This window comes from Methanoculleus sp. (assembly GCF_020696975.1).
GTDB lineage: Archaea > Halobacteriota > Methanomicrobia > Methanomicrobiales > Methanoculleaceae > Methanoculleus.
The window spans coordinates 17,515-40,299 of record NZ_JAJGBK010000028.1; the positions used below are offsets into that span (position 1 = coordinate 17,515).

At 62.1% G+C, this 22,785-nt stretch carries 24 protein-coding genes and 1 tRNA gene; 11 read left to right on the top strand and 14 right to left on the bottom strand.

Annotated elements, in window-relative coordinates; translation table 11 throughout:
* Positions 1 to 152: 152 nt before the first annotated feature.
* A complete protein-coding gene (locus tag QZ650_RS08390) occupies positions 153 to 1,436 on the bottom strand; it encodes an STAS domain-containing protein (RefSeq protein ID WP_292517765.1) in 1,284 nt (427 codons plus the stop codon).
* 161 nt (positions 1,437 to 1,597) lie between these two features.
* Positions 1,598 to 1,682 (bottom strand) — tRNA-Leu (locus QZ650_RS08395).
* A 178-nt stretch (positions 1,683 to 1,860) separates the two neighbouring features.
* On the opposite strand from QZ650_RS08395, the gene QZ650_RS08400 reads away from it, so the two are divergent.
* Positions 1,861 to 2,364, top strand: coding sequence for a regulator of amino acid metabolism, contains ACT domain protein (locus QZ650_RS08400; RefSeq protein WP_292517768.1), 504 nt, complete (start codon positions 1,861 to 1,863; stop codon positions 2,362 to 2,364).
* On the opposite strand, the gene QZ650_RS08405 is transcribed toward QZ650_RS08400, so the two are convergent.
* The 5 genes from QZ650_RS08405 to QZ650_RS08425 all read right to left on the bottom strand — a co-directional run bounded on the left by QZ650_RS08405 (position 2,357) and on the right by QZ650_RS08425 (position 5,364).
* Positions 2,357 to 2,842, bottom strand: coding sequence for an HDIG domain-containing metalloprotein (locus QZ650_RS08405; RefSeq protein WP_292517771.1), 486 nt, complete (start codon positions 2,840 to 2,842; stop codon positions 2,357 to 2,359). The genes QZ650_RS08400 and QZ650_RS08405 overlap by 8 nt on opposite strands.
* Complete coding sequence (locus QZ650_RS08410) at positions 2,835 to 3,356, bottom strand: transcription factor (RefSeq protein WP_292517775.1); 522 nt, start codon at positions 3,354 to 3,356, stop codon at positions 2,835 to 2,837. The genes QZ650_RS08405 and QZ650_RS08410 overlap by 8 nt, the downstream gene beginning before the upstream one ends.
* 126 nt (positions 3,357 to 3,482) lie before the next feature.
* Complete coding sequence (locus QZ650_RS08415; RefSeq protein WP_292517778.1) at positions 3,483 to 4,559, bottom strand: ATP-grasp domain-containing protein; 1,077 nt, start codon at positions 4,557 to 4,559, stop codon at positions 3,483 to 3,485.
* Positions 4,556 to 5,080: a tRNA (cytidine(56)-2'-O)-methyltransferase gene (locus tag QZ650_RS08420; RefSeq protein WP_292517781.1), complete on the bottom strand. Its 525-nt coding sequence runs from the start codon at positions 5,078 to 5,080 to the stop codon at positions 4,556 to 4,558. The genes QZ650_RS08415 and QZ650_RS08420 overlap by 4 nt, the downstream gene beginning before the upstream one ends.
* Before the next feature lie 2 nt (positions 5,081 to 5,082).
* Positions 5,083 to 5,364 carry a MarR family transcriptional regulator gene (locus tag QZ650_RS08425; RefSeq protein WP_292517783.1) on the bottom strand — a complete coding sequence of 94 codons (282 nt, stop codon included), beginning with the start codon at positions 5,362 to 5,364 and terminating at the stop codon, positions 5,083 to 5,085.
* Positions 5,365 to 5,473: 109 nt separating this feature from the next.
* On the opposite strand from QZ650_RS08425, the gene QZ650_RS08430 reads away from it, so the two are divergent.
* Positions 5,474 to 5,866: a hypothetical protein gene (locus tag QZ650_RS08430; RefSeq protein WP_292517786.1), complete on the top strand. Its 393-nt coding sequence runs from the start codon at positions 5,474 to 5,476 to the stop codon at positions 5,864 to 5,866.
* A 33-nt stretch (positions 5,867 to 5,899) separates the two neighbouring features.
* Here QZ650_RS08430 and QZ650_RS08435 read toward each other — a convergent pair whose 3' ends face one another.
* From QZ650_RS08435 to QZ650_RS08450, 4 genes are all read right to left on the bottom strand, one after another.
* The gene (locus tag QZ650_RS08435) at positions 5,900 to 6,628 is read right to left on the bottom strand and encodes a UPF0280 family protein (RefSeq protein WP_366829805.1); all 729 of its coding nucleotides are present in this window, start codon (positions 6,626 to 6,628) and stop codon (positions 5,900 to 5,902) included.
* The gene (locus QZ650_RS08440; protein ID WP_292517791.1) at positions 6,625 to 7,023 is read right to left on the bottom strand and encodes a 4Fe-4S binding protein; all 399 of its coding nucleotides are present in this window, start codon (positions 7,021 to 7,023) and stop codon (positions 6,625 to 6,627) included. The genes QZ650_RS08435 and QZ650_RS08440 overlap by 4 nt, the downstream gene beginning before the upstream one ends.
* The gene (locus QZ650_RS08445; protein ID WP_292517794.1) at positions 7,020 to 8,528 is read right to left on the bottom strand and encodes a homocysteine biosynthesis protein; all 1,509 of its coding nucleotides are present in this window, start codon (positions 8,526 to 8,528) and stop codon (positions 7,020 to 7,022) included. Before QZ650_RS08445 ends, QZ650_RS08440 begins: the two co-directional genes overlap by 4 nt.
* Before the next feature lie 133 nt (positions 8,529 to 8,661).
* The gene (locus tag QZ650_RS08450; protein ID WP_292517797.1) at positions 8,662 to 9,960 is read right to left on the bottom strand and encodes a PEGA domain-containing protein; all 1,299 of its coding nucleotides are present in this window, start codon (positions 9,958 to 9,960) and stop codon (positions 8,662 to 8,664) included.
* A gap of 257 nt (positions 9,961 to 10,217) precedes the next feature.
* Between QZ650_RS08450 and QZ650_RS08455 the strand changes: the two genes are divergently transcribed.
* The 4 genes from QZ650_RS08455 (at position 10,218) to QZ650_RS08470 (ending at position 14,658) form a co-directional block, all read left to right on the top strand.
* Complete coding sequence (locus QZ650_RS08455) at positions 10,218 to 10,928, top strand: Nif3-like dinuclear metal center hexameric protein (protein WP_292517800.1); 711 nt, start codon at positions 10,218 to 10,220, stop codon at positions 10,926 to 10,928.
* Positions 10,925 to 11,242 carry an SWIM zinc finger family protein gene (locus tag QZ650_RS08460; RefSeq protein ID WP_292517803.1) on the top strand — a complete coding sequence of 106 codons (318 nt, stop codon included), beginning with the start codon at positions 10,925 to 10,927 and terminating at the stop codon, positions 11,240 to 11,242. The genes QZ650_RS08455 and QZ650_RS08460 overlap by 4 nt, the downstream gene beginning before the upstream one ends.
* Before the next feature lie 61 nt (positions 11,243 to 11,303).
* Entirely contained in the window at positions 11,304 to 14,048 is a 2,745-nt protein-coding gene (alaS, locus tag QZ650_RS08465; protein WP_292517806.1) for an alanine--tRNA ligase, read from the top strand.
* Complete coding sequence (locus QZ650_RS08470; protein WP_292517808.1) at positions 14,041 to 14,658, top strand: helix-turn-helix domain-containing protein; 618 nt, start codon at positions 14,041 to 14,043, stop codon at positions 14,656 to 14,658. The genes alaS and QZ650_RS08470 overlap by 8 nt, the downstream gene beginning before the upstream one ends.
* Positions 14,659 to 15,115: 457 nt before the next feature.
* On the opposite strand, the gene QZ650_RS08475 is transcribed toward QZ650_RS08470, so the two are convergent.
* Positions 15,116 to 16,642, bottom strand: coding sequence for a transglutaminase-like domain-containing protein (locus QZ650_RS08475; protein ID WP_292517811.1), 1,527 nt, complete (start codon positions 16,640 to 16,642; stop codon positions 15,116 to 15,118).
* 396 nt (positions 16,643 to 17,038) lie between these two features.
* On the opposite strand from QZ650_RS08475, the gene QZ650_RS08480 reads away from it, so the two are divergent.
* Entirely contained in the window at positions 17,039 to 17,692 is a 654-nt protein-coding gene (locus tag QZ650_RS08480; protein ID WP_292517814.1) for a hypothetical protein, read from the top strand.
* A 177-nt stretch (positions 17,693 to 17,869) separates the two neighbouring features.
* On the opposite strand, the gene QZ650_RS08485 is transcribed toward QZ650_RS08480, so the two are convergent.
* A complete protein-coding gene (locus QZ650_RS08485) occupies positions 17,870 to 19,453 on the bottom strand; it encodes a sodium:solute symporter (RefSeq protein ID WP_292517817.1) in 1,584 nt (527 codons plus the stop codon).
* A complete protein-coding gene (locus QZ650_RS11875; RefSeq protein ID WP_366829754.1) occupies positions 19,443 to 19,571 on the bottom strand; it encodes a symporter small accessory protein in 129 nt (42 codons plus the stop codon). Before QZ650_RS11875 ends, QZ650_RS08485 begins: the two co-directional genes overlap by 11 nt.
* Positions 19,572 to 19,950: 379 nt before the next feature.
* On the opposite strand from QZ650_RS11875, the gene QZ650_RS08490 reads away from it, so the two are divergent.
* From QZ650_RS08490 to QZ650_RS08505, 4 genes are all read left to right on the top strand, one after another.
* The gene (locus QZ650_RS08490) at positions 19,951 to 20,910 is read left to right on the top strand and encodes a nucleoside recognition protein (protein WP_292517821.1); all 960 of its coding nucleotides are present in this window, start codon (positions 19,951 to 19,953) and stop codon (positions 20,908 to 20,910) included.
* Positions 20,911 to 20,982: 72 nt separating this feature from the next.
* Complete coding sequence (locus QZ650_RS08495) at positions 20,983 to 21,456, top strand: hypothetical protein (RefSeq protein WP_292517824.1); 474 nt, start codon at positions 20,983 to 20,985, stop codon at positions 21,454 to 21,456.
* 210 nt (positions 21,457 to 21,666) lie between these two features.
* On the top strand, positions 21,667 to 22,167 hold the full coding sequence (locus tag QZ650_RS08500) for an SRPBCC family protein (RefSeq protein WP_292517827.1): 501 nt from the start codon (positions 21,667 to 21,669) through the stop codon (positions 22,165 to 22,167).
* 234 nt (positions 22,168 to 22,401) lie between these two features.
* On the top strand, positions 22,402 to 22,785 hold a 384-nt coding region (locus QZ650_RS08505), incomplete at its 3' end, for an SRPBCC domain-containing protein (RefSeq protein WP_292522490.1).

Below are 22,785 nucleotides of genomic sequence, written 5' to 3' on the forward strand. Positions count from 1 at the left end.
ACCGGAGGCGCCCGGGCCCGGAAATAGCGGTTTGGGAGTGCATGCGAGTGGAGCAAGGTCGACAGAGCCGGACCCCGCGCTCTTTCAGGCCCGGTATGAGCCGGATATGGGGCTTAAAAAGGGTGGTATTGCCGTAAGCGCATTACAGCGCCTTACACATCCATATCGATCCCTGATATATAAGCCACACCCAGTTTCGCCCGCCGGATCCGGGTGGTGTCCTTGAGGTGCCGCATGTCGACGAACTCGGCCTCGTTCACGATCTTGCCAATCTGCCGGGAGAGATCGAGCGTCGCGTCCCACGGCACCCCGCGGAAGATGACGCCGTGGTTATGGAGCTGCAGTTGCCGGGTTGTTTGACGGTTTTCGTCGGTGAGGGCTGAAAGGTGCTCGTCGTTGCAGGCCGAATAGTCCACTCCGAACCCGAAACTGACCATCGTGTCGCCGTGGTACTTCGGCCCATCATCCTCTTCAAGCCATTCCGTTACGTTCGCTTCAGCATTGATGGGCAGACCGTTCGTTGGGGCTGATCCGGCAACAGGTGACCTCTTCACCCCCAGACTCCGGACTCCATCGACAACAGCCCACATGGCGATGGCGACGATGCCGGCAAAATCGCGCTTCTGCTCCCGCGCAAGGTCGAAGATCGTGCGGTATACGTCAGAGAGCGTGATACTGCCGCTGTCTCCAGCGTCGATGGTGACGATCTCGTGGAACGGTCCGTCAAGCGCGACGTTGTATCCTGCGTAGACGTAAAGTTCCCCCGTCTCCTTCGCCGGCGTGAAGAAGTCCGGTGTAGCGTTCCCATCGGTCGGCAGCCATACCATCGAACCGTGAAGCGTGATCATCTCTCCAAGGAGTGGGAGGACGTCCGCCACACTCGCCCCGAGCGCGCCGATGCCGAGCGAGTACTGAAGGGCGGAGAACGGTATCGCACGGATGTCTTCTTCCGCCAGGCGGGCATGCAACATCTTATTCAGGCTGCCGGTGGCCCGGAGCGACGATCTCTGTGTGGAGGCCCGTTCTATGGTATAGGCAACGCCGTTCCTCATGACCGGGGTTCTGGCGATCTCGTTGATGACCGAGAGGCTGTCCTGCGGCCTTCTGCAGGCGGCGACGGCTTCCTCGACCCTGGCATAGGTGGAGAACACCGATGCTACTCCGGCCATATCGAGAACGCTCTTTGGATACTCCTGCATTCCGGCAAGGGCCAGGATGCCGTTGCGCTCCTTCAACTGTTTCTTCGCGGCGATGAGAACCCGGATGCCCGCACTGCTCAGGTAATTCACCCCTGCAAGGTCAAAGACGATTGACCTGTCGTCGTCCTGCAACGACGCCTGCACGGCATCGGAGACCTGCCCCGCACCGTAGCCATCAAGCCTTCCGCGCATTGAAAATGTCAGGATGCCGTCTATCCTCTCGATCTGCAGTTCCATATGTATCCGGTACAGTATCGGGCTTACGTCTGTTAACTCTTCTCAAATCAGTTTTGCCCTTTCACGGTGCGCCCGTTCGGGGTAACCCCTGACTTCGTCTGAGGACTGCAGGATACGGAGGAGAACTGCTGCTCGTTATGTTTGGTTTCAGGATAGATGGATGCGAGAGGCCGGATTCGAACCGGCGAACTCCTACGAGACTAGGCCCTCAACCTAGCGCCTTTGACCTAGCTTGGCAACCCTCGCTCTGTTCCTCTATATACAACGCAGTGCAACATGAAATATCTTGCTCTCCCGGAGGACGGGGTTCTATGGGCCCGGGCCGGAGTCTGCCCATACCCGCCTGCTGCAGTGCAGACCCGGACACCGGTGCCCCGGGACCGCCTTCGGTGCGTATTTATGCGCCTCACGCCAACATTTCCACATGTGGGCTGACATCTCACGGGAGTTTGCCGACTCACCATCCCAGAGCCGGGTCGTCCGGTTCCTGCTGGAAAACGGGTTCGGCATCAACGAGGACGGGCGGATTGCCTGTAACGGCGTCGAGATCCCCGCCACGCACATCGGGAGAGCGATCGAGACCGACCGTCGGGTCGTCGACGCAACAGCCCGTCGCATCCTTGAGAACCCTGACCTGCGGGAGGTCTTCATCCGGATGCGCGCCGCGCCCGACCTCTCCCGGGTCGCCGAGGCCCTCGGTCTCTCGGTCATCACGCTCTATCCAAAGGACGCGCACCAGAAGGGGATCGTCGGCGCGGCGGTCAAAGTCCTCGTCGATCACGATCTCTCCATCCGCCAGATATTCGTCACCGACCCTTACCTCGCCGAAGAGCCGAGACTCGTGATGATCGTGGACGAGCCGCGGGTTCCGGCATCGGTTTACGAAGACCTGCGCGCGCTTCCGCAGGTGAAACGGCTGATCATCTGAAAAGTTCCACTTCTCGCCCGAGCCGGCAGATCCGCTCCCTCTGCCGTCCTGGGATAGCTATTGCGTGCTGCATCCGCTCCTCCATCGTGATGACGCGGGTCCCTTTCACCAGGTTGTCCGCATGGGCGACGATCTTCTCTTCAAGCGTCCGCGGCATGCAGTCGCGCGGTGTCAGGTCGAGGAGCGAGCACTCCTCGGTCGTCAGCCCGGCGCCGATATGCCGTTCGACGATGGCGACGATCGCTTCGTCAAGACCGAACGACCGGCATATCGTGCCGCCCACTTCAGCATGGCGAATATCGTGCGTCACTCCGCGACCGATATCGTGGAGGAGAGCCCCGGCCTCGACCAGGTCGCGGTCTACAATAGGATCGGAGGCATAGGTGAGCGCGAGGTCACGCACCGCCCGGCAGTGCGCGATGACCCCTTCCGAGCACCCGGCGCGCCGGAGGAGAGCGATGCAGTCCTCTTCACGCACTCCCGAGGCTCTCCTTGATCCTGTCGACCCGTCTTCTGAGAGCGGTCGCGAGGAGTTCGTTATCGAAGTGTTCGAGCATCTCCTCGCAGTTCGGACACTCGAAGTTCCAGTTCGCCGCGTCCGTGAAGGTGTAGATGGCGCCGCAGCCCTTACAGGTATAGAAGTCGTTCTTCTCCTCGTAGGTGAGCCGTGCGTCGAGGTGTTCGAGGGCATCCTTGATCTCCTCCTCGATCACGTCGTGGAGGCGGTCCAGGCGGAGGTGCCAGAGATAGGTGAGCCAGCCGGTCTCTGCGTTCTTCAACCGCCGGTACTCGGCGAGTCGCCTCTCATAAAGCGTGTACAGCGTGTGGCGGACCGTGTTGAGGTTGACCCCGGTCTTCTCGGCAAGCTCCTCGTCGCTGTGCTCCCCATCTTCGGGGAACCGCCTGAGAAGTTCGACCCCTTCCTCCCCGATCATGCGCAGGATGTAGGCGTGGATTGCCGGGTCGTTTAATAGTTCATTGACGGATACCATGCTCAATTCTCCCCTATAACTTGATATTGTATAATAGATCTCTCCCGCATTGATGCCCCGTACCTGGGTTCTCAACCTTTAATTTCCTTTCCTGTTTGAGAGGGCCGAAGGGGACGTGCCCGGGGCTCAACCCCGGATCAGCCTCCGGACGGCCCCGGTATTTCTCTCAAGGTCCGCATACGCCGCCGTCTCCGTCTCTCCCACCCCGTAGACGCTCACGACCGCGTGCCCCTCCTCAAACTCGTTCCCGGGCCAGGGAATATCGGCAATCCGGGGCGCAAGCGCCGAGAGGTCGTTATCAAGGCGCATATCCCGTTCGGCAAAGAGGATCCGCCGGACCGCGACCTGCCGCGCTGCGGGCCGCACCGCAGGGATCACACCGCGGCAGGCGTCCATGTGCATACCAAAGACGCTCTCTCCTGTCGCCATCTCGACCGTATCCACGGTTGCCTGGAACCGGGGATTGATCTCGATTGCCCAGGGCTTCTCTCCCGCCATGAAGTCGATCCCGACCGAGCCCACGCACCCGCTTGCAGCAGCAATCCGCTCTGCTGCCGCGACCATCTCTTCGGCAAGCGGGTGGGCAAACGGGGTGACCGACCCGGCAAACCCGTGTGCGCTCTCCCCCTCCCCCCGGAGGATCTGGCGGTTGACCGCGATGGCCCGTGCGCGCCGGCCGTCCGTGACGCAGGAGACGCTTGACGGGATCCCGTCGACGAGTCGCTGCGCGATGTAGGGCACGTCCGGCCAGGTCTCCTCCCACCGGCGGAGTTCTTCCCCGGTCTTCACGACCGCGTTCCTCCACCCTCCGGCTCCCCTGCGCGGTTTGACCATCACCGGAAACTGATCGCTCGCGGCAAGCGGCGGGACCGGCACCTCCAGCCCCTCGAAGAACCGCTGGATCTCCAGTTTGTCGAGGAACCGCTCGACTTTCCGGGGCGGTGTGCCGCAGAGCGGGATCGTCGTCCCGATCGTCTCGGCGCCCGAGGTGACGACCAGCGCGTCGACCGGGTGACGGGCGGCGAGTTCGGTGATCCTGTCCGGGAGTTCGGCGAGGTCATCGAACGAGAGGCAGTCCTCCGTGTACCAGGCAAGGTCCCGGTCGCAGAAGTGGTCGACGGCGTAGACCGTGTAGCCGGCCCGGTGGGCCGACTGCGCCACGTGGCGCGTGGCGAACCCGGCAACCAGAACCCGCCCCGTCACCGCTCCACCGTCTTCTTGCCTGCCTTCGCCGGCTCGATCCGGATCTTCGCGTCCGGGTACTCCCGGTTGAGTTCCTTCCCCTCGTAGAGGTGGTCGAGGAAGAGGGCGAGGCTTGAGATCTCGGAGTGGGGCTGGGTCGTCACCGAGACGTTGTAGTCGGCAAGGCCGTAGATGTCGCCCGGCACCTTCTCCGCCCCCACCACGACGAGCACCCGCTCTTCTCCGCGGATCTCGTCGATGACGTCGGTCATCCGGAGCCCGTACATCGTGAGGTGGGCGACCTTGCCGCCGGCGGCTTTCCAGTCCAGGATGCACCGCCGCCACTTCACGTCGTTCTCCACGAAGAAGTCTCCCCCCCACCGTGAGGCCACGTCCGTTATGCTCGCGATCACGCCGGGGTCGTTTGCGGCGAGGTACATCCCCCGGGCCCCGAGTGCCCGCGCCGCGAGCCCGACGTGTGTCGTCACCCGCTGGTCGCGTTCGGGCCGGTGGCCTATCCGGAGTACGGCAACTTCAGGCATGATCAGTCATCCCTCTTTTTCGCCCTGACGACACCGTTCTCGATGACGAACGGGAGGTCATCTGCAGTATACCGGCACTGGCACTCGATCAGCGACTCCTGGATGGAGAGGAGGCGCACTGTATCACCGGTCCGCCGGACCAGGAGGTAGTGTTCCAGGCGCTCAAGCGATGCCGTGACCGCACCGGGTTCAAGCCCGGTGGCTGCTGCCAGGTCCTCGACCGTAATGCTGCCGGTTTGTGGAATCCCGTGATATACAGCCCAATCCAGATCTTCCTCACGCACACCTATTCTTTTTTCCGGACAGACCGATATAGTTATTCATGCGCCGCCTGTGCCGTTCCGGCTCTGCCGGGCGCTTTCCGGGCGGTATACACTACGGTGGGAACCGGGTATGGCCGACTATGCAGAACTGGCGGACCTTGCCGACAAACTCTTTGAGGCAAGTGGCGACGACGACGAACTTCTCGCAGAGAGACTCGATACGCTTGACGAAGAGGCCCGGGGAGCGCTGCTCTCCTCCGACCTCCTCAACGCCTATCAGGTCTTCTACTACTTCTTCCGGGAGACGCCGGACGACCTCGTGATGGAGCGGCTGCAACTCCACGCGGCATCGGACCTTGTGCGGGGAATCGTCATCGACGAGGTCGATATCTATGAGGTGGTGTTCGGCATGGTTGACGGGGAGCCCGTCGTTCTCATCACCGATGGAGAGGAGACGCTCGTACGGTTTGAAGGAAAACAGGCATATGCCGGGACCATCCGGTACCTGGACGAGTCCCTGTAGACGGGCGATCTGGCAGAACCCCGCAGGGTTTTTTTAACTCCTGCCGTGCCGCCAGTCGCCTCCGGCAGTGATCAGCCGTTCATCCACCCTCGCCCGCACGATCTCGGGGAGGTCCCCCCAGCGGATGACCGCGTCGTTGATGATGGCGAGCACGCCCGTAACTCCGGTCCCCGGGAGGGCGTCGAGGACTGATGTGTCGCCGGGGGTGATCCGGTTGCAGATCGCCGTCGCCCAGGCGTCCGCGACGGCGACGTCGGGGGCAAAGACCGTCACGGCGTCGGCGACGCCGAAACTGATCGACGGCCCCACCGTCGCCGACGAGGTGCAGATCCCGAGAATCTCGTTCTGCGGCGGGATTCGGAACGCGATATGCCCGCTTAATGGCGATGCCCCCGCATAGATGCCTATCTTCACATCGCGGTCGCTCACAAGAGCAATATCCCCGCCGTTGTCGATGAGGGCAAACGTCGCGCCGGCTTCGACCATCGCCTCCACCCCGGCCCAGGCGATGGCGCCCGCCACGGCCGCCATCGGCCCGACCCCGGCAACTGCTGCGGCCCGGGCCATGCGGCCGGGTGTCCTCTCCGGGGCCTTCGGTGTATAAGGCTCAAGGGTTGCCGAAAAATAGGGATCCGCGGCGATCTGCTGCTCGACCTCCTGCCGGGCGGCGATCATCCCGGACTTTGCCGCCTTGACGTGCCCGGGATCGTCGGCGAGGATCGTCGTGATCGTCTGCCGGAACTCGAAGTGCTCCCGTATCATCCCTGTTGCGAGAGGGCGCCGTGCGGACACGCCTGGATGCATTTGCCGCAGAGAACGCACCGTTCGGAACTCACGCGGAGCCGCCACTCTTCGTCGAAGGAGAAGACCTCCTGGGGGCAGACGCTGATGCAGGCCCCGCAGTCGACACACTCCTCCTCGTCGCGGGCAACAGCGTTCTCCATCACACGGACAAAGACTCCGAGTTCCTCAAGGCGCCGCCGGACCTGGTCGGCGTCCTTATCCGGGACGTCGATCAGCACCTCGCCGGCCATCGAGTCGATATTGGCCTTCTCGACGTTGATGAGGACGCCGGTCTCCTTCACCACCCGGGCGATCACCGGCTCCCTCCCCGGGTCGGTCTTCCCTTTCCGCGAGAACGCGAGCAGAAGCTTCATCGCCGCCGCCTCCCGCCGAAGAGTTTCCCGAGATCGATCGCCGAGAGGATGCCGACCACCCGGTTCGTCGCGTCAACCACGGGGAGTGCGCTGATGTTATTCCGCTCCAGTATCTGGGCGGCGATATCCACCGGCTCGTCGGAGGTCGTCTTGATCACGTTCCGGGTCATGATATCCTTCACCTGCTTTAGCCTCCCGTCATTCACCACCGCTTTTGAGACATCGTAGGTAGTGATGATCCCGACAAGCGTGCCGTTCCCGTCGAGGACAGGGAGGTGGTTCGTCTCGTCTTTAAGGAGCCGCTTTGCCGCCACCCGGATCTCCTCGTCCTCCGTGATGCTGATCACCTGCCGGTTCATGATGTCGCGGACGCGGGGGGTGACGGCCGTCTCCCGCATCGGCCTCACACGTTTCGTCGGGTCGATCCGCCGGGTGGGAAGCGCAAGTTCCATCTTCCCCGCCTCGATCCAGCCTTTCAGTTCCTGTGCCACCGCCCGGGCCTTCCGGTAACTGGAGAGCGACGATGTCCGGACGGTCTCACCGCCGATCTCGACCGAGCCGCTTTTGAGGTCGGCGTAACTGACCTTCGCGAGCGACGGCCGGTCCCGCCGGGGCGTACCGTAATCGATGACGTCGGTCAGGATATCCTCGTCCCGCACCGCGGTGCTCCGGACGATCCCGGTATCGAGGACCGGTATCGGGATGCCGACGCCGACGTACATCGTCACGCCGTAGCCGTTCATCACCGCTGCACGCAGGAACTCCTGGCGCATCTGCTTCATGTCCCCGGCGACCATCAGGTTCCCGAATCCGCCGCCTGCCGAGTGCTGGGTGCCTTCTCCGACGATCATACCCTCTCCCCCGGCAAGGAAGATCGGGACGCCGCTCCCGATGACCCGGAAGTTGGGGTCGTTTGCGAGCGGCGAGAGGGTTCCGGCGCCGGAGTAGGAGACGTTGCCGCACCGGGGGAGGAGGGTTCCCATGTAGGTGTTGAGCGTCCGATCGGTGGCGTTCGAGGCTGCATTGTAACACTGGAAGGCGTTTCTCGGGTTGACCATGATCGCCTGGTTCATGTCCTCGAGCAGCAGCTCTGTCGTGATGCTCCGGCGCGGGTAGCAGTCGGTGCCGCGGGAGGTCGCCCGCAGTTCGACGGTGCCCCCTGCCACGAGTTCTTCGAGGACGTGGGCGCCGCCGTAGAGCGGGTTCTTGGTGTCGGCCTCCTGGGTCGCCCCCAGGTATGCGTCGACCGCCGCGATTCCCGCGTATGCTTCCACGTCGTTGAGCCAGACACGCTCCATCCGTATGGGGGGGTCGGCGTGCCCGAAGTTGAAGAAGGCACCGGTGGAGCACATTGCCCCGAACGTCCCGGTCGTGACGACGTCGACCTCCGCCAGTGCCCCTTCCTCTCCCAGCTCGTCGACAATCCCCGGCATCTCGTCGGCGGTAACAACTCGTGCATTACCGTCGCGTATCCGGGTATTGATGAGGTCCAGGGACTTTTCCATGAACGTATATTCATTTTAGAATATTTATAGGTGTTGATTATTACTTTTGGTAATATCCGGCCGGAGTACGCAGACGTTCCGGGAGCGATCAAGTCATGGAGGGTTCTGCCAAAAAGAGGGGGATTCTAACTCTTCAGTCGCGCCTGTGCAGGGCAACAAGGAGCCCGAGGATGCCGAGCGCCCCGACTACCGCAAAGGGCGGCACGCCGGCGCTGGGTGCCTGGGTCGGGACAGCGGAGAGCGAGGCCGAGGCGGAGGCGGTGCTTCCGGCGCCGACCTGGACGCTGGTCGACCAGTCGCTGTAGCCCGCGAGTGCCACCCTGACGGCATGGTTGCCGGTGGCAACACCGTCGATGGTCAGCGGGGTGATGCCCTTATAGGCGTTGTCGATGTAGACCTCGGCGCCGGAGGGGGAGGAGGTGACCGCGATGGAGCCGGTCGTGCTCGGCTGGCCGGGCTGGAGGGCCGCGGTGATATGGCTCGTGGTTGCGCCGCTGACGCCGACCGACGTCGTGTAGTCCTGGTAGCCCGAGAGGGCAACTCTCACGGTATGGGAACCGACCGCGACGTTCGAGATGGTGTACACTCCTGCCGAGGGGGTCTTGCCCTGGTACTTCTCATCGAGGAAGACGTCCGCACCTGCCGGGTAGGAGACCACATCGATGGCTCCGGTGGTCTCGGAGGGGACGGCCGTCAGCCGGGCGTCGACGTAGCGGGTGACGCCGGAGGTCACTGCCACAGTCGACTTCCAGTCATAGTAGCCGGCAAGGTCGAGCTCGACGATATGGTTCTTCGCCGAGACGCTCGTGAGCGTCAGGGGGGTCCGGCCCTTGTAGACCCCGTCCATGTAGACGTAGGCACCGGAGGGAACGGACGTGATCTTGACCGACCCGTACTGCTGGATCGGTGTCAGGGTGAACTGAACGTTCGACTGCTGTCCCGCCCTGACCGTGACGGTCGTGTGGTCGGACTGGTAACCGGACCGCTCGGCGTCAAGGGAGTAGGTGCCGGGGACGAGGTTCTGGATCGTGAGCGGCGCCACTCCGCGGTAGTTCCCGTTTAAGTAGATGGCCGAGCCTGAAGGGCTTGACGTGACATGGATCGAACCGGCGGTCTCGACCGGCTGCAGCGTCGCGTAGACGTTCACAGTCTCGCCGGCCACAGGTCCCGAGGGCAGGCTGCCGGAGTAGGTCTGGTAGCCGCTCTTCTCGACCCGGATATTGTTGTAGGGCGTTCCGGTGGTGTAGGACGGGATGTCGACCCATCCTCCGTACGTGGTACCTTTGTACTGTCCGTCAAAGTAAACATCGGCACCGTCGATGTTGCAGTGGACACGGTACCATCCTTCATCTCCTCCGATCCCCGCAGATACGGAAGGGATGCCGGCACAGAGGACGAGGAATGTCATTCCGATGATAAGAGTTCTTAACATGCTCTCTCTCCGATAGATAGCAGTCGAATGTCGGCTTTTTGATGGATAATTATTTCTATTTTGTATCTCGGATTTCTGCCAACTTTTACTGATACTGTCCGTTTTCCTCCCGAGAAGATGTCAAAAGTTGCCGGAAGTGGACGGTACGCCCGGCCGGGGCATCTCCGGGCCGGAACGTGATCGGTGCAGGGGCGATCCCCTCTCTCCGGGCACCCCCGTCCACCTTTTTATTCCGCGAGATCAACATGGAGTACTGCATGGATATCCAGAGGTTCATCGCCGCGATGGAAGAGGTTGCTCCACCCGAACTGGCTGAGGACTACGATGCCGGGAAGATCGGCCTCGTCATCGAGGGAAAGGAAGAGATCGGGACCGTCTGCTGTGCGCTCGACGCCACACAGCGAGTTGTTGAGGCCGCCGTTCGCACCGGCGCGGACATGCTGGTCGTCCACCATACGCCCCTCTGGAGCCCCGTCACGGCGGTCCGCGGCCCGGTCTCGCACCTGCTCCGGACCGTCCTTGCCGCCCGCATGAACCTTTACGTGATGCACACAAACTTCGACCGTGCCGAAGGCGGGGTCAACGACGTCCTGGCGTCAAGACTCGGCCTCTCCGCGACGGAGCGGATGACCGTCGGCCTCGTCGGCGACTGCTCCCTTGATGCGGAAGAGATCGCCCGCCGCCTCCCCGGCGGGGGGATCCGGGTTTATGGTGAGATCGGCACGATCCGCCGCCTGGCGATCGTGGGCGGCGGCGGGTTTGACCCCGACCTGATCCGGGAGGCCGTCGACCTCGGTGCGGAGGCCTTCCTCTCGGCGGAACTGAAGCACAGCGTGGCCCGTGCATCGCCCATACCCTGCCTTGAGGCCACTCATTACACGCTCGAGGCCCCCGCCATGGAGGCCCTTGCTTCCCGCATGGGGTGGCATTATATCCCTGATCCGCCCCATGTAGTGGTAGTTCCATGAGGGGGATCTGGCAGAAGATCGAACAGGACCGGGCGCTGACACCGGAGTTCCGCACCTGTATCGAACGTGTCTACGGTGAGCGGGGGAGAAAGGCGCTTGCGGCCGTCGATGAAGGGCGGGTGAAGCGCTACCGGGATTTTTTTGTCGTAGTGGGAAGAAGCGACGAGTATATCGTTGAAGCCGACTTCTGCACCTGCAGCGACTTCCTCTTCCGGGGACGCGAGTGCTGGCATATCCTCGCGGTGCGCATCGCTGACCGGACAGGGATATATGAATCCTACGATCTCTGGTACCAGGACACGTGGAATGTTTGAGAATTTCGCACAAACAACTATATCGGTCTCAATCATACAGAATTATGCTGCGTGATTTTCAATGCTCGAAGAAGAATATACGCTCGATTATTTCCGATCTCAAGGGTTTGAGCGGAAGGTCTGCAAGAGTTGCGGAGCGGCCTTCTGGACCCGGGACCCAGAACAGGAGTTCTGCGGCGACGCTCCGTGCGCGACGTATAACTTCATCGGCAACCCGGTCTTCAAACCCCATACCGTTGATGAGATGCGGGAGGCGTTCCTCTCGTTCTTTGAGCGGCACGGCCATACACGCCTCGAACGATATCCCGTAGCCGCCCGGTGGAGAGACGATATCTACCTCACCATCGCATCCATTGCCGATTTCCAGCCGTTCGTCACGAGCGGGGTCGTCCCCCCGCCGGCGAACCCGCTGACCATCTCCCAGCCCTGCATCCGCTTAAACGACCTCGACTCGGTCGGGAGATCCGGGCGCCACCTGACGCTCTTTGAGATGATGGCGCATCACGCTTTCAATACCCCGGAGGAGCAGGTCTACTGGAAGGACGAGACGGTCGCCCTCTGCGACGAGTTCATCAAGTCCATCGGGGGCGATCTCGACCGGGTCAGTTATAAGGAACACCCCTGGTACGGCGGCGGAAACGCCGGTGCCTCCGTCGAGGTGCTGATCGGCGGCCTAGAGGTCGCGACGCTGGTCTTCATGAACCTCGGACGGCAAAAGACCGACCAGCCGCCTATCGAAGTGAACGGGGACCTCTACTACCCGATGCGGCTCAAGATCGTGGATACCGGTTACGGCCTTGAACGGTTCGTCTGGGCCTCCAAGGGTTCGCCGACGATCTACGATGCGGTCTTCCCGGAGATGGTGAGCCGCCTGATGCGGTCGGCCAATCTTGAAGACCTCCTCGACAATCCCGAGTTCACGAAGATCATGGGGCTCAGCGCCCGGTTCGCCGGCGTGATGGACATCTCCGGGACGAACCTCTACAACCTTCGGAGGAAGGTCGCTGAGGCGATCGACGTACCCGTCGAGCGGCTCGAGGAGATCGTCGTCCCGATCGAGAAGGTCTACTCCATCGCCGACCACACCCGCTGCCTCGCCTACATGCTTGGCGACTGTATCGTCCCCTCGAACGTCCGCGAGGGGTATCTCGCCCGGCTCGTCCTTCGCCGGACGCTTCGGATGATGAACGACCTCTCGATGGACGAAGACCTTGCCAGCCTTGTGGAGGCGCAGATGGCGATCGTGGGGACCGAGAACTTCGGGCAGGACGTCGATGTTGTCCGGGAGATCGTGGCAAACGAGGAGGCCCGGTACGCAAGCACCCTCGAGCGCGGGACAAGGATCGTCCAGAAGATCGCCCGGAACTACAGGGCAAAGAGTTCACCGGTTCCCCTATCAGAGGTGACCACCCTGTATGACTCCCACGGCATTCCGCCCGAGATGGTGAAGGATGTCGCTGCCGCCGAGGGGGCTGTCGTGGATATCCCCGACGACTTCTACTCGCGGATCGCCGATATGCACTCGGAAGCGCAGAAGGAAGCGGAAGGGGAAGACCCGCTCGCTCCCTACCGCGAGCGGGCGAAGACCCTGCCCCCGACGAAGAAACTCTATTACGACCTTCCGACGGAGATCGAGTTCGAGGCGATGGTGCTGGACTACTTCGACGGAATGGTGGTGCTGGACCAGACGCTCTTCTACCCCGAGGGAGGCGGCCAGCCGTCCGATACCGGGACCCTGGTGACGTCCGATACGATGGTGCGGGTGGAAGAGGTGACGAAGGTCGGTGAGGTGATCCTCCACCGGGTCACGGGAGGCATCCTGAGACGCGGCGACCGGGTGAAGGGCATGGTGGACGAGGAACGCCGGTGGTCGCTGATGCGCCACCACACGGCGACTCACGTCCTCCTGCACGCCGCAAAGGAGGTGCTCGGCGCACACATACACCAGGCCGGCGCCCAGAAAGGGAGCGAGACCTCACGCCTGGACATCAGGCATTTCAAGCACATCACACCCGACGAACTCAAGCGGATCGAGATCGAGGCGAACCGCCTGGTCATGGCCGATACGCCTGTCTACATCCAGATCGAGGAGCGGACGAAGGCCGAGCAGAAGTACGGGTTCGGCCTCTACCAGGGCGGTGTCCCGCCGGGCCGGGATATCCGGACGGTGCAGGTAGGCAGCGACGTGCAGGCGTGCGCGGGAACCCATGTCCGGACGACCGGTGAGATCGGGCCGATCCGCATCATCGGTGTCGAGCACATCCAGGACGGCGTGGAGCGACTGGTCTTTGCGGCCGGTGTCGCTGCCATTTTGGCCGTGCAGCACATGGAAGAACTCCTCCAGGCATCCGCCGATGTGGTGAGCGTCCAGCCCGAGAACCTGCCGGCGACGGTGGCACGGTTCTTCGGGGAATGGAAAGAGCAGAAGAAGGAGATCGAGCGTCTCCAGAAGAAAGTGGTGGACCTTGAGATGCAGAATCTCAGCGGCGAGATGGTGAACGGGGTCCGGGTCGTCGTCAGGCAGGTGGATGCGGCCCAGAAAGAACTCGTCGCGCTCGCCACCACCATCGCCGATGAGGGCGGCGTGGCGCTCTTTGCGTCGGGCGACGGAAACGTGAGGGTGGTGGCGACCTCCGGCACACCGGCGGTGAACGCTGCCGATCTTGTCCGGGAGGTCTGCGGCATCCTCGGCGGAAAAGGCGGGGGTAAGCCGACCCTCGCGCAGGGTGCGGGCCAGGACGCCTCCCGCCTCGATGAGGCGCTCGAGCGCGGGCGTAATAAGATCCTAGAAGCACTCCATGGTTGATGATGTTGTAGTTGTCCAGCCGGGTGATGAGCGGGCACAGAAGATCGCCCGGGCAATGGCGAGCCAGACGGCGAACGCGGTCATTCAGGCCTTCGGGGGCGGGCCGCTGACGTCGTCGGAGGTCGCTCGCCGTATGAAGATCCCTATCACCACCGCCACCTACCATATCGAGAACCTCCTTGACGCCGGGGTTCTTGAGGTCATGGAGACCCGGTGGAGCGAGAAGGGACGTGTGGTGAAGGTCTATGGCCTTGCGAACCAGGTCCTCATCATTGCTCCGCCGGTGAGCGATCTCCAGGCGGTGCTGAAGAAGTATGCGACGCTCTTTGCGATAGCCATTTTCGCGACCCTCAGCCTTGCGACGTTTCTCCCGGTGGTCATGCCGGGGTTCCCGAACGTGCCGCCCGAACCGGTGGCTACCGGGGTAAGCGGCGAGGAGGTCGTGGTGCTCAGGACACCTGCCTTCGATGGCGCCGGGGGACTGCCGGTCCACGACCTGGTGATGGGTTTCTTCTTCGGGGCCTGTGCGGTGCTGCTTGCGCTCCTGATCTACGAGGTCTACTACTGGTGGCGGACTTCTCCGCGGGCGGAAAAAGAGAGAAATGAGTAAAAGAGGTCCGGTGAGAGGGGCATCCGGGGATCTTTACCGTCGCCCCCTGACAGGTATCGCTTCCTGGGGTTGCCCGCTCCCTGCTTCAACCTTTGCCCCACATTTAGGGCATCTTGTCTTCTTTGGATTGATCTCTGCACCGCAACTGTAGCACTTTGGCATGGTCTATCACCACAATATGCCTGATCAGAGTATGATGCCATAAGGCTATCCCACCGGGATCCTGCTGAGAATTCCGGCAGCGTGCCTTCCGGAGCCTGCAACGGGGTCGAAATGCGCCGGGCGATGATCTCCTTTCGCGGTGCTTGCCAGCCCGGTGTCCGGGGAGTCGGCATGTGGTGGATATCTTATTCCGTGCCTGTTCGGGGGAACGGGGCCCTGCGAACCATTTCCCGGACTGGCTCAACTGTTGCGCTCTAATTCCGTAAAGGCACCGGCCCCGCGATAAAAAAAAGGGTTATTGATCGATAGCCGCAAGGCTGATCGTAAAGCCTTCCTGCCAGAAGAGATCCAGATCGTAGTCTGCCGTATCGGAGACAACCGCCGGATACTGTCTGACAATCCTGAAGACAGCGGCATCTTCCGGCAGGGCCGGGTCCATCGGGACGTCGACGTTCTTCTGGATGACCAGGCGCGCGGGATCGAGGTTTGCCGCGTAGTAATCCTTGAACATAGTCCGCTTCTCGTCGGGTATGACGACCCAGTCTGCCGCCTCAGCGACCGTCACGTCGTTCGGGACCCAGCCGTAACCGGGGAGGTAGTACTCCGCCCAGAAGTGGGGGCTGGGGGTCTCGGCAAGAAGCATCTGGTAGCCGCCGAGGGGCCGGGCGGGAATCCCGAGCGACCGGCAGAATGCAGCAAAGAGCATGCTCTGAGTGCCGCAGTCGCCATGATCGGTCTCGAACATATGGGCCGACTCGGCTACTTTCGGTTCACGGGTATCAAGCGAGATGTGCGGGACATGGCTGTAGGGGTAGGTCTCGATGATGTGGCGGTAGATCATCTGCGCCTGGAGGTGCGGGTTCGTCTCGTTCCCGACAATCTCCCTTGCCTTCTCCCGGACAGCGTCCGTGATCTCGATGTTTCGCTCGGACTTCGTGTAGAGGAGGTACTCGGGATCGCTCGTGTTGTACTCCCCGACCAGTGCCGGGTCGATACTCTCGAAGATCTGCTCGTAGGAGGTGAACGCGACATCCGCCGAGAGGACGAGGTTTCCGTTAACCGCTCCGGCCGGAATCTCGTAGTAGACGTAGCCGATGGTGCCCGTGGTGAACGGGCCCGCGACGATGAAGTCGGGAGCCGAGAGGTTCGTGACGGTGACGTTTTGCTGTGAATCCGTCTCGACCGGGAGGGGGAACCAGATCTTCAGCACGCCTGATGGAGGAAGCGCCTCATACGGGACCTCCAGCCGTTCGACACCCGCATAGCGGACCGGGTTCACGTACGGCCCGATCCCTTCGGACCGGTTCTCCGACCAGGCATACCGGCTGATGTAGTCGAAGTCGAGGTTCCTCACGTTCCGCTTCTGCATCTCATCGACGTGCGCGTAGAGGTAGTTGCCGGCGACGTCATAGAAGTAGAGCGTCTCGTTCCCGGAGACGATCTTCTGGGCACGGTTATCCAGCCAGCCGGTTATATTCTCGTCGGTGATGCCGGGAACGCTCTCCCGCAGTGCTTCTTCTGCGGCCGATCTGTTGAGCGGATATTCGATATACGTCCTGTTCGCCCGGAACATGGCATTCCTCGCCGTCAGCGCCTTCTCCGCATCCCCGGCACCGGCGTAGAGAGCGTAGGCCTCCGCGAAGTGTTCTTCGGCAACGTGGTAGTTGGCGGCTCCGTATTCAGCGAGCCCCCGGGCGTAGGCCTCGTCTGCCGGCGAGGCGGCGGGTGCTTTCGGTTCGCCTGTTGCGGCAGTGCATCCTGCCGCAAAGATGACGAGGAGGGCAGATACAGCCAGGAGAGCGGTAACTGTGCGAAAGTTCATAATGGGAAGAACGAGTAGACTGTAAATGAACGTTTCTCTTTTGATCGGCCATTCCCTGGAAACTTTTCGGGATTTTGTATCTCCCGGTCTGTCAAAGTTCCGGTTCACCGACAATGCTCCGGGCTGAACGTTCTCCTTGAATAATCCCGACAGAAACCTGGAACAGAACCGTCCGAAGAATGGAAACGCCGGGCTGTGGAGCATGGCCTCATGCCCGACGATGGGGTGATAACGCGATCTTTGGGGGATAAAACAGAATTTGGGCCCATTTTTCCCGATAAATCCGGTTTTAAGCAACGCCTGTGCTGAAGAAAGAAAGAAAGTTTTATAATCAAACAGATAGTTCTTTTAGCTGAAGCGGAGGCTTTTATGCAGAGCGTTCTACGCCATATCTTAGTGATCTTACTTGTTGCCTGCTGTCTTGTTCTTCCCGTGAGTGCTCAGCCGCCTGTAGGCGGAGACAACGGGTGGTATGCGGTCAACTGCAACATCGATGGAGCACAGGTCTACTTTGACAATCAGTACCAGGGTGAGATCCAGGGCGGCGTGCTGTACGTCGCGGTCTACACCACCGGGACCCCCTACCAGACATTCCGGGTTGAGAAGGACGGATACATAACCCACTATGGAGACGTCACCTCTGTCCCCGGCAAGGGCGATGTCTTTGACCTCTACGCAACCTTGAACCCCGTCCAGACCCCCGGGCCGATCGGGGGCGATGTTGGCTGGTACACCGTCCACTCCAACGTTGACGGGGCAACCGTCCAGTTTGACAACGATGTCAAAGGCGTCACCAGCCAGGGCATCCTCTCTGTGCAGGTCTATGTGACCGGAACACCGTATTCGACCTACACCGTGACGAAGGAGGGGTATCAGCCCTATACGGGAGCTATCACCCAGTATCCCGGCAAGGGTGAGACGGTCGATCTCTACGTGACGATGAACCCTGCACCGACACCGGTTCCCACCCAGAAGTCGCCCCTCTCCCCGGCCCTGGCCGGAGGTGCCCTGCTGATCGTGGGGCTGCTGCTGGTTGCCAGAAAGAACTAACTTCTACTTTTTTTTCGTAACTTCTGCGTGTCGTTCTCAGTGCGGAGTGTTCCGCCCGCCCGGTATCGTGCCGGAGCAGACGGCAAGTTCTTTCCCTTTCCAGAAGAGGACAGATGCTGGATGACCAGACGGAACCGGTCTTTTATCCCATAGCAGGCAGCCCGGGTGGGGCCACCGTCAGGCAGCCCGGGCCGGTTCATCCTGATCTGCATGCACCCGGTGTCGGTCGAGTGCGCACCCGACCAGCAACGCGCCCATCGAGAGGGGGAGGGCGATGACGAGCGGGTCCACATCCTGCCACGGGGCGGAGAGAACCGCCGGCACCCCGAAGAGGAGGTTCGAGAGCCCGAGCGCCGCCGATTCCTTGACGTGGACGAAGGCGGTCCACACGAACCAGGCTGCCGCTCCGGCGACCAGGCTCAACTTCGCCGCGAGGAGCGACGGCCGGCTGCTGTAGACGGCGTGAGCGTAGGCCGGCAGGAACGCTGACGCGCAGAGGCCCATGAACATCGCCGTCGCCCGTGCGATGATGCTGCCGGGCATGACGAAGGCAAGGACGACGCTCACGACGATCATGACGACGGTCGCCGCCTGAATCCTCTTCATCGACGCCCCCTGCGAGCCGGTGCGCCGCAGCACATCGAACCCGAGCGACGTCCCCATGGCGTGGAGGAGGGAACTGAGCGTGGACATAGCAGCGGCAAGGAGCGTCAGCATGAAGATGACGACGAAGAGGTCCGGCATTGACGCGTTGATGAAGTTCGGTATGATCGTGTCGATGTTGCCGTCGGTAGCCGCCGCGAGAGCGATCTCGCCTCCCGTCCGGTAGAAGTAGACGTTCGTGAGCGCGCCGACCGTGAAGGCGACGCCGGTCATCATCAGGATGAACGGTCCCCCGACGAGGACCGCACGGTTCAGCGACCGGCTGTCCTTGACGGTCATGAACCGGACGACCAGTTGCGGCTGCGCGAGCACCCCGATGCCCACCCCGAGAACGAGCGTCGTCACCAGCGTGAGCCAGATCGGTGACCCGAACGCCGGCATGGAGGCCCACCCGGTCATCCCTCCGGCGGCAAGCGTCCCGGGAACGAGGTCGGACATCGCGGCAAGGGCGGTGTGCGCCTCGATGATCCCCCCGAGCTGGACGTAGGTGAGCGCGAGAAGAACAGTCATGCCGACGAGCATGATCCCGCCCTGCAGGGCGTCGGTGTACATGACGGCGATGAGCCCGCCGAGCACCACGTAGAGGGTGACGACCGCGGCAAACGCGATGAGCGCTGTGGTGTACGGGATCTGCAGCGTGCTCGTGATGAACTGGGCCCCGCCGATCAGGATCGCCGCCGTGTACAGCGGCATGGCGATGACGATGACGATTCCCGCGGCATACCGCATGAACGACGATTGATAGCACTTCCCCATCAGGTCGGGGAAGGTCACGGCATGGAGCTTGCTCCCGATACTGCGGGTTCGTTTCCCGAAGATGACGAACGCGATGAAGATCCCGAGCCCGATGTTCAGGACGGTCAGCCAGATCATCCCCATACCAAGCTGCGCCGCAACCCCGCCGAAACCGACGATGGCGGACGTGCTGATGAACGTCGCGCCGTAGGAGAGGGCAAGAACGACAGGATTGACCTTTCTGCCGGCCACCATGTAGTCGTCGTCTCCTTTCGTCTGGCGGTAGCCGAGATAGCCGAGGGCGATGGTGACGGCAAGGTAAACCAGCGTCACTGCGACGAAGAGCCCGGTATCAACTGCCATCCGGTTCCTCCTCTGTTCCTTTATTCCAGTTCAACAGGCCGTACACTAAGCATGCGAGCGTAAAGCCGAGCGCAAGCAGATATCCAACCCAGATCGCGGGATCAGTAATGCCAAACATAACAAACCACCTGGCGGTAACGGAAAAACCGTTACATTACACGGGAACTCGGCGAAAAGGCCGGTTCCCTACCTAAAGAAGAATGCGTTCTGCACAAACGCGCACCGCACGTTCGCACAGTTTTGCACAGGAGTGCAGGGGTAGGACTCTATATGGTCGTCAATCATCGAGTACCTAAATATCGTCAAGATCCATTGTATTTAAATCCAGTGGTATCTCGCCGTCCGGGTGAGGGTGACCGCATCATAGCCCATGCTGCAGTGCGGGTTCGGGCAACAGCGGCAGGTCGTGCCGTCGGGCATCCAGAACGGTGATATGGACGGACGTCGTACCGGATGTTGTTTTGGGGCGGGACGAAAGCCGTAAGGCGAGGTGAATCATGGACGGCACGGTAGAGATTGTACCGGCGGCACTGGGCCTCTCGTTCGAACTCCTTGCCCGGACGGTACCGATCGTCGTCATCGGCGTCCTGATCGCCGAGATCCTGATTGCTCTCCAGGTCACCGAGAGGATCGCGAGCGTTGCCTACCCGGTCACGACCTTCTCCCACCTGCCCCGCGAGTGCGGGGCGAGTTTTCTCCTGGCATTCGTCTCGCCGCAGGCGGCGGACGCGATGCTTGTCGACTACTACCACAAGGGGATGATCGGGCGGGGTGAGCTCGTCGTTGCGGCGCTCATCAACTCCTTCCCGTCGGTCGTCATGCACTGGCGCTACCTCGTCCCGGTCTATGTCCCGCTGCTCGGGGTCTATGGCGCTATCTACTTCGGCATCCTGACGGGGATCGGGTTTCTCAAGACCGGGATCGTTATGGTGGCCGGGCGGATGCTCCTTTTGGAGCCTCCGGAGTCCCGGACTCCGGAGAGGGCTTCCGGGCCGACCCCATCCGTTCGCGAGGCCGTGCGGGCGTCCTTCCGACCGACCGCACGAACCCTCCGCCGGATTCTCGGGATCATGATCCCGACGATCGTCGCCGTGGCGTTTCTGGCCGAGGCCGGGGTCTTTAATGCCATTGCCGCGTACCTGGAGGGCGCAAGCAGGCTCTTTCCCATACCCCCCGAAGGCCTCACGATCATCGCGGCAAAGTTCGGGTCGTATATCGCCGCGGCAAGCCTTGCATCCGGCCTCCTCGCGGCGGGCGACATGGCCGGCAGGGATATCGTCATCACGCTGCTCGTGGCGAACCTGCTCACCAGCGTCGTCACCTACCTGCGATGGCTCGGGTCCTTCTATATCGCGATCTTCGGGCCGAGGCGGGGCACCGAGATCATGCTCCTCTCGGTCGCGCTCCAGGACGGCCTCCTGCTGGTCGCCATCTTCCTGCTGGCCTGGTTCTGGTGAACTCTCCCGCGGCATGGACAAACCCTTATGTGCGATCGCGATACCCCCGGAGCCCATTGAGGAGGGAACAGGATGGAGCAGGTGATGGAGCAGCCGGCAGAACTTGACCGGCTCAAGGACCGGTTCGTGGGGGAGTGGGACCTGGACCTGACCATACGCATGCCGGATGGCAGCACCATGACGGGTCAGGGAACGGCCAGCGTCCGTGAGGTCTCAGGCGGCTACGGAATCGAGAGCATCCTTGCTTACACCGTCGGCGGGATATCTTACGTTGAGACGGACCTCTGGAGTTACGATCGCTGGGGCGGGATGATCCACATGTTCGGGGTTGGATCCGACGGGAGCGTTCACGACCACACCGGCGGATGGCAGGATGCCGACACCCTGGAGTTGCACTGGAGGGGCGTTCAGGAGGGAGGGGAGACCGAGGAGACGGTCACCGCCACCTGGGAGTCCACGGATACCGTTCGCATCAGGTCAGAGGTGACCATACGGGGGAAGCCCGGACCTACGACGGACGCTGTTGGACGAAAACGAACGGGATGAGGGCGGAAACAGTCGATCGAATGCACACCGCATGAGTTGGTTTGGAGGGTGCGGAGATTACCCGGGCGTTTCATGCACCCCGGACGGTGATGCTGTCACTCGTCCGGCCAATCCCGGTTCTCCCGCCAATCGGCCTGCTTTATCCGGTCCCGCCGGGCAGTAAAATTTTTGGTGCAGGAGGGTACGAGGCCCGGAGCAATGCAAAAGGTGATGACCGAGACGGATTTTATCGTCGGGCCGGGGAAGCAGGAGGTTGTTATCACACGGATCTTTGATGCGCCGCGTGATCTTGTCTTTCGGGCATGTACTGACCCGGAGTTGATACCCCGGTGGTGGGGTCCGGGGAGCCTCACGACGACGGTTGAGGAGATGAACCTGCGCCCGGGCGGGATGTGGCGCATCGCACAGCGCGACGCCGAGGGAAACCATTACGTATTTTTCGGGATATACCGCGAGGTCACGCCGCCAGAACGGATCGTCGAGACGTTCGAGTTCGGGGGCATGCCGGGCCACGGCCTGCTGGAGACGGATACTTTCGAAGACCTGGGCAGTATGACGAGGCTGACGAACCGCGTGGTCTTCCAGAAGGCCGGGGACCGTGACAGGATGCTTCAGGCGGGGATGAAGGAAGAGATGGTCGGGACCATGGACCGTCTCGCCGCACTCCTCGCGAGCCTGACAGCGTGGAGACGCCCGGTCCCGGTACAGTGACCGCACCGGTCCTGCCCTGCCACAACCTCACCCGTAGCGTTGTAGCGCTCCGCAGGCTCGAGGTCTCTTGCGGGGAGCCGGAGCCCGCATCCGGGGCATACCGTGAAAGCACCCTCGTTCATGGTATACCTCCTTGATCCGTCGCCATCGGGCTTCACCTCGTCGGTGCACCTGCCGCCGGGAAAGATTTTTCATGCTGCAGGTAGGTAGCCCGGAAAAAGGAGGTTCAAGACGATGGCAGAGGCTGTTCTGACGGAAGAGAGAGGAAGGTTGTTCATCCAGCGCATCTTCGCCGCATCGCGCGACCGCGTCTGGGAGGCCTGGACGGACCCGGGACTGATAGCACGGTGGTGGGGGCCGGCGAGTTTTACGGCGCCGGTCATCAGGGTCGACCTCCGCGAGGGGGGCAGGTACCTGTTTGGTATGCGCTCGCCCGACGGCCAGGACTTCTGGAGCACGGGCGTTTACCGGGAGATTGCCCCCGCGGAACGGCTCGTCTTCACCGACTCGTTTGCCGACGCCGAAGGCAACGTTGTCCCGGCCTCGACCTATGGAATGAGCGGGGACTGGCCGCGGGAACTCCTGGTGACGGTGACGTTTGAGGAGCACGACGGCGGG

Excerpts from the sequence above, each read along its gene's own strand:
- QZ650_RS08485 (WP_292517817.1), bottom strand. The coding sequence starts at position 19,453 with ATGGCAGTTGATACCGGGCTCTTCGTCGCAGTGACGCTGGTTTACCTT.
- alaS (WP_292517806.1), top strand. The coding sequence starts at position 11,304 with ATGCTCGAAGAAGAATATACGCTCGATTATTTCCGATCTCAAGGGTTT.
- QZ650_RS08455 (WP_292517800.1), top strand. The coding sequence starts at position 10,218 with ATGGATATCCAGAGGTTCATCGCCGCGATGGAAGAGGTTGCTCCACCC.
- QZ650_RS08410 (WP_292517775.1), bottom strand. The coding sequence starts at position 3,356 with ATGGTATCCGTCAATGAACTATTAAACGACCCGGCAATCCACGCCTAC.
- QZ650_RS08400 (WP_292517768.1), top strand. The coding sequence starts at position 1,861 with ATGTGGGCTGACATCTCACGGGAGTTTGCCGACTCACCATCCCAGAGC.
- QZ650_RS08435 (WP_366829805.1), bottom strand. The coding sequence starts at position 6,628 with ATGATACGGGAGCACTTCGAGTTCCGGCAGACGATCACGACGATCCTC.
- QZ650_RS08450 (WP_292517797.1), bottom strand. The coding sequence starts at position 9,960 with ATGTTAAGAACTCTTATCATCGGAATGACATTCCTCGTCCTCTGTGCC.
- QZ650_RS08440 (WP_292517791.1), bottom strand. The coding sequence starts at position 7,023 with ATGAAGCTTCTGCTCGCGTTCTCGCGGAAAGGGAAGACCGACCCGGGG.
- QZ650_RS08430 (WP_292517786.1), top strand. The coding sequence starts at position 5,474 with ATGGCCGACTATGCAGAACTGGCGGACCTTGCCGACAAACTCTTTGAG.
- QZ650_RS08490 (WP_292517821.1), top strand. The coding sequence starts at position 19,951 with ATGGACGGCACGGTAGAGATTGTACCGGCGGCACTGGGCCTCTCGTTC.
- QZ650_RS08475 (WP_292517811.1), bottom strand. The coding sequence starts at position 16,642 with ATGAACTTTCGCACAGTTACCGCTCTCCTGGCTGTATCTGCCCTCCTC.
- QZ650_RS08390 (WP_292517765.1), bottom strand. The coding sequence starts at position 1,436 with ATGGAACTGCAGATCGAGAGGATAGACGGCATCCTGACATTTTCAATG.
- QZ650_RS08495 (WP_292517824.1), top strand. The coding sequence starts at position 20,983 with ATGGAGCAGGTGATGGAGCAGCCGGCAGAACTTGACCGGCTCAAGGAC.
- QZ650_RS08470 (WP_292517808.1), top strand. The coding sequence starts at position 14,041 with ATGGTTGATGATGTTGTAGTTGTCCAGCCGGGTGATGAGCGGGCACAG.
- QZ650_RS08445 (WP_292517794.1), bottom strand. The coding sequence starts at position 8,528 with ATGGAAAAGTCCCTGGACCTCATCAATACCCGGATACGCGACGGTAAT.
- QZ650_RS08500 (WP_292517827.1), top strand. The coding sequence starts at position 21,667 with ATGACCGAGACGGATTTTATCGTCGGGCCGGGGAAGCAGGAGGTTGTT.
- QZ650_RS08460 (WP_292517803.1), top strand. The coding sequence starts at position 10,925 with ATGAGGGGGATCTGGCAGAAGATCGAACAGGACCGGGCGCTGACACCG.
- QZ650_RS08420 (WP_292517781.1), bottom strand. The coding sequence starts at position 5,080 with ATGCCTGAAGTTGCCGTACTCCGGATAGGCCACCGGCCCGAACGCGAC.
- QZ650_RS11875 (WP_366829754.1), bottom strand. The coding sequence starts at position 19,571 with ATGTTTGGCATTACTGATCCCGCGATCTGGGTTGGATATCTGCTTGCG.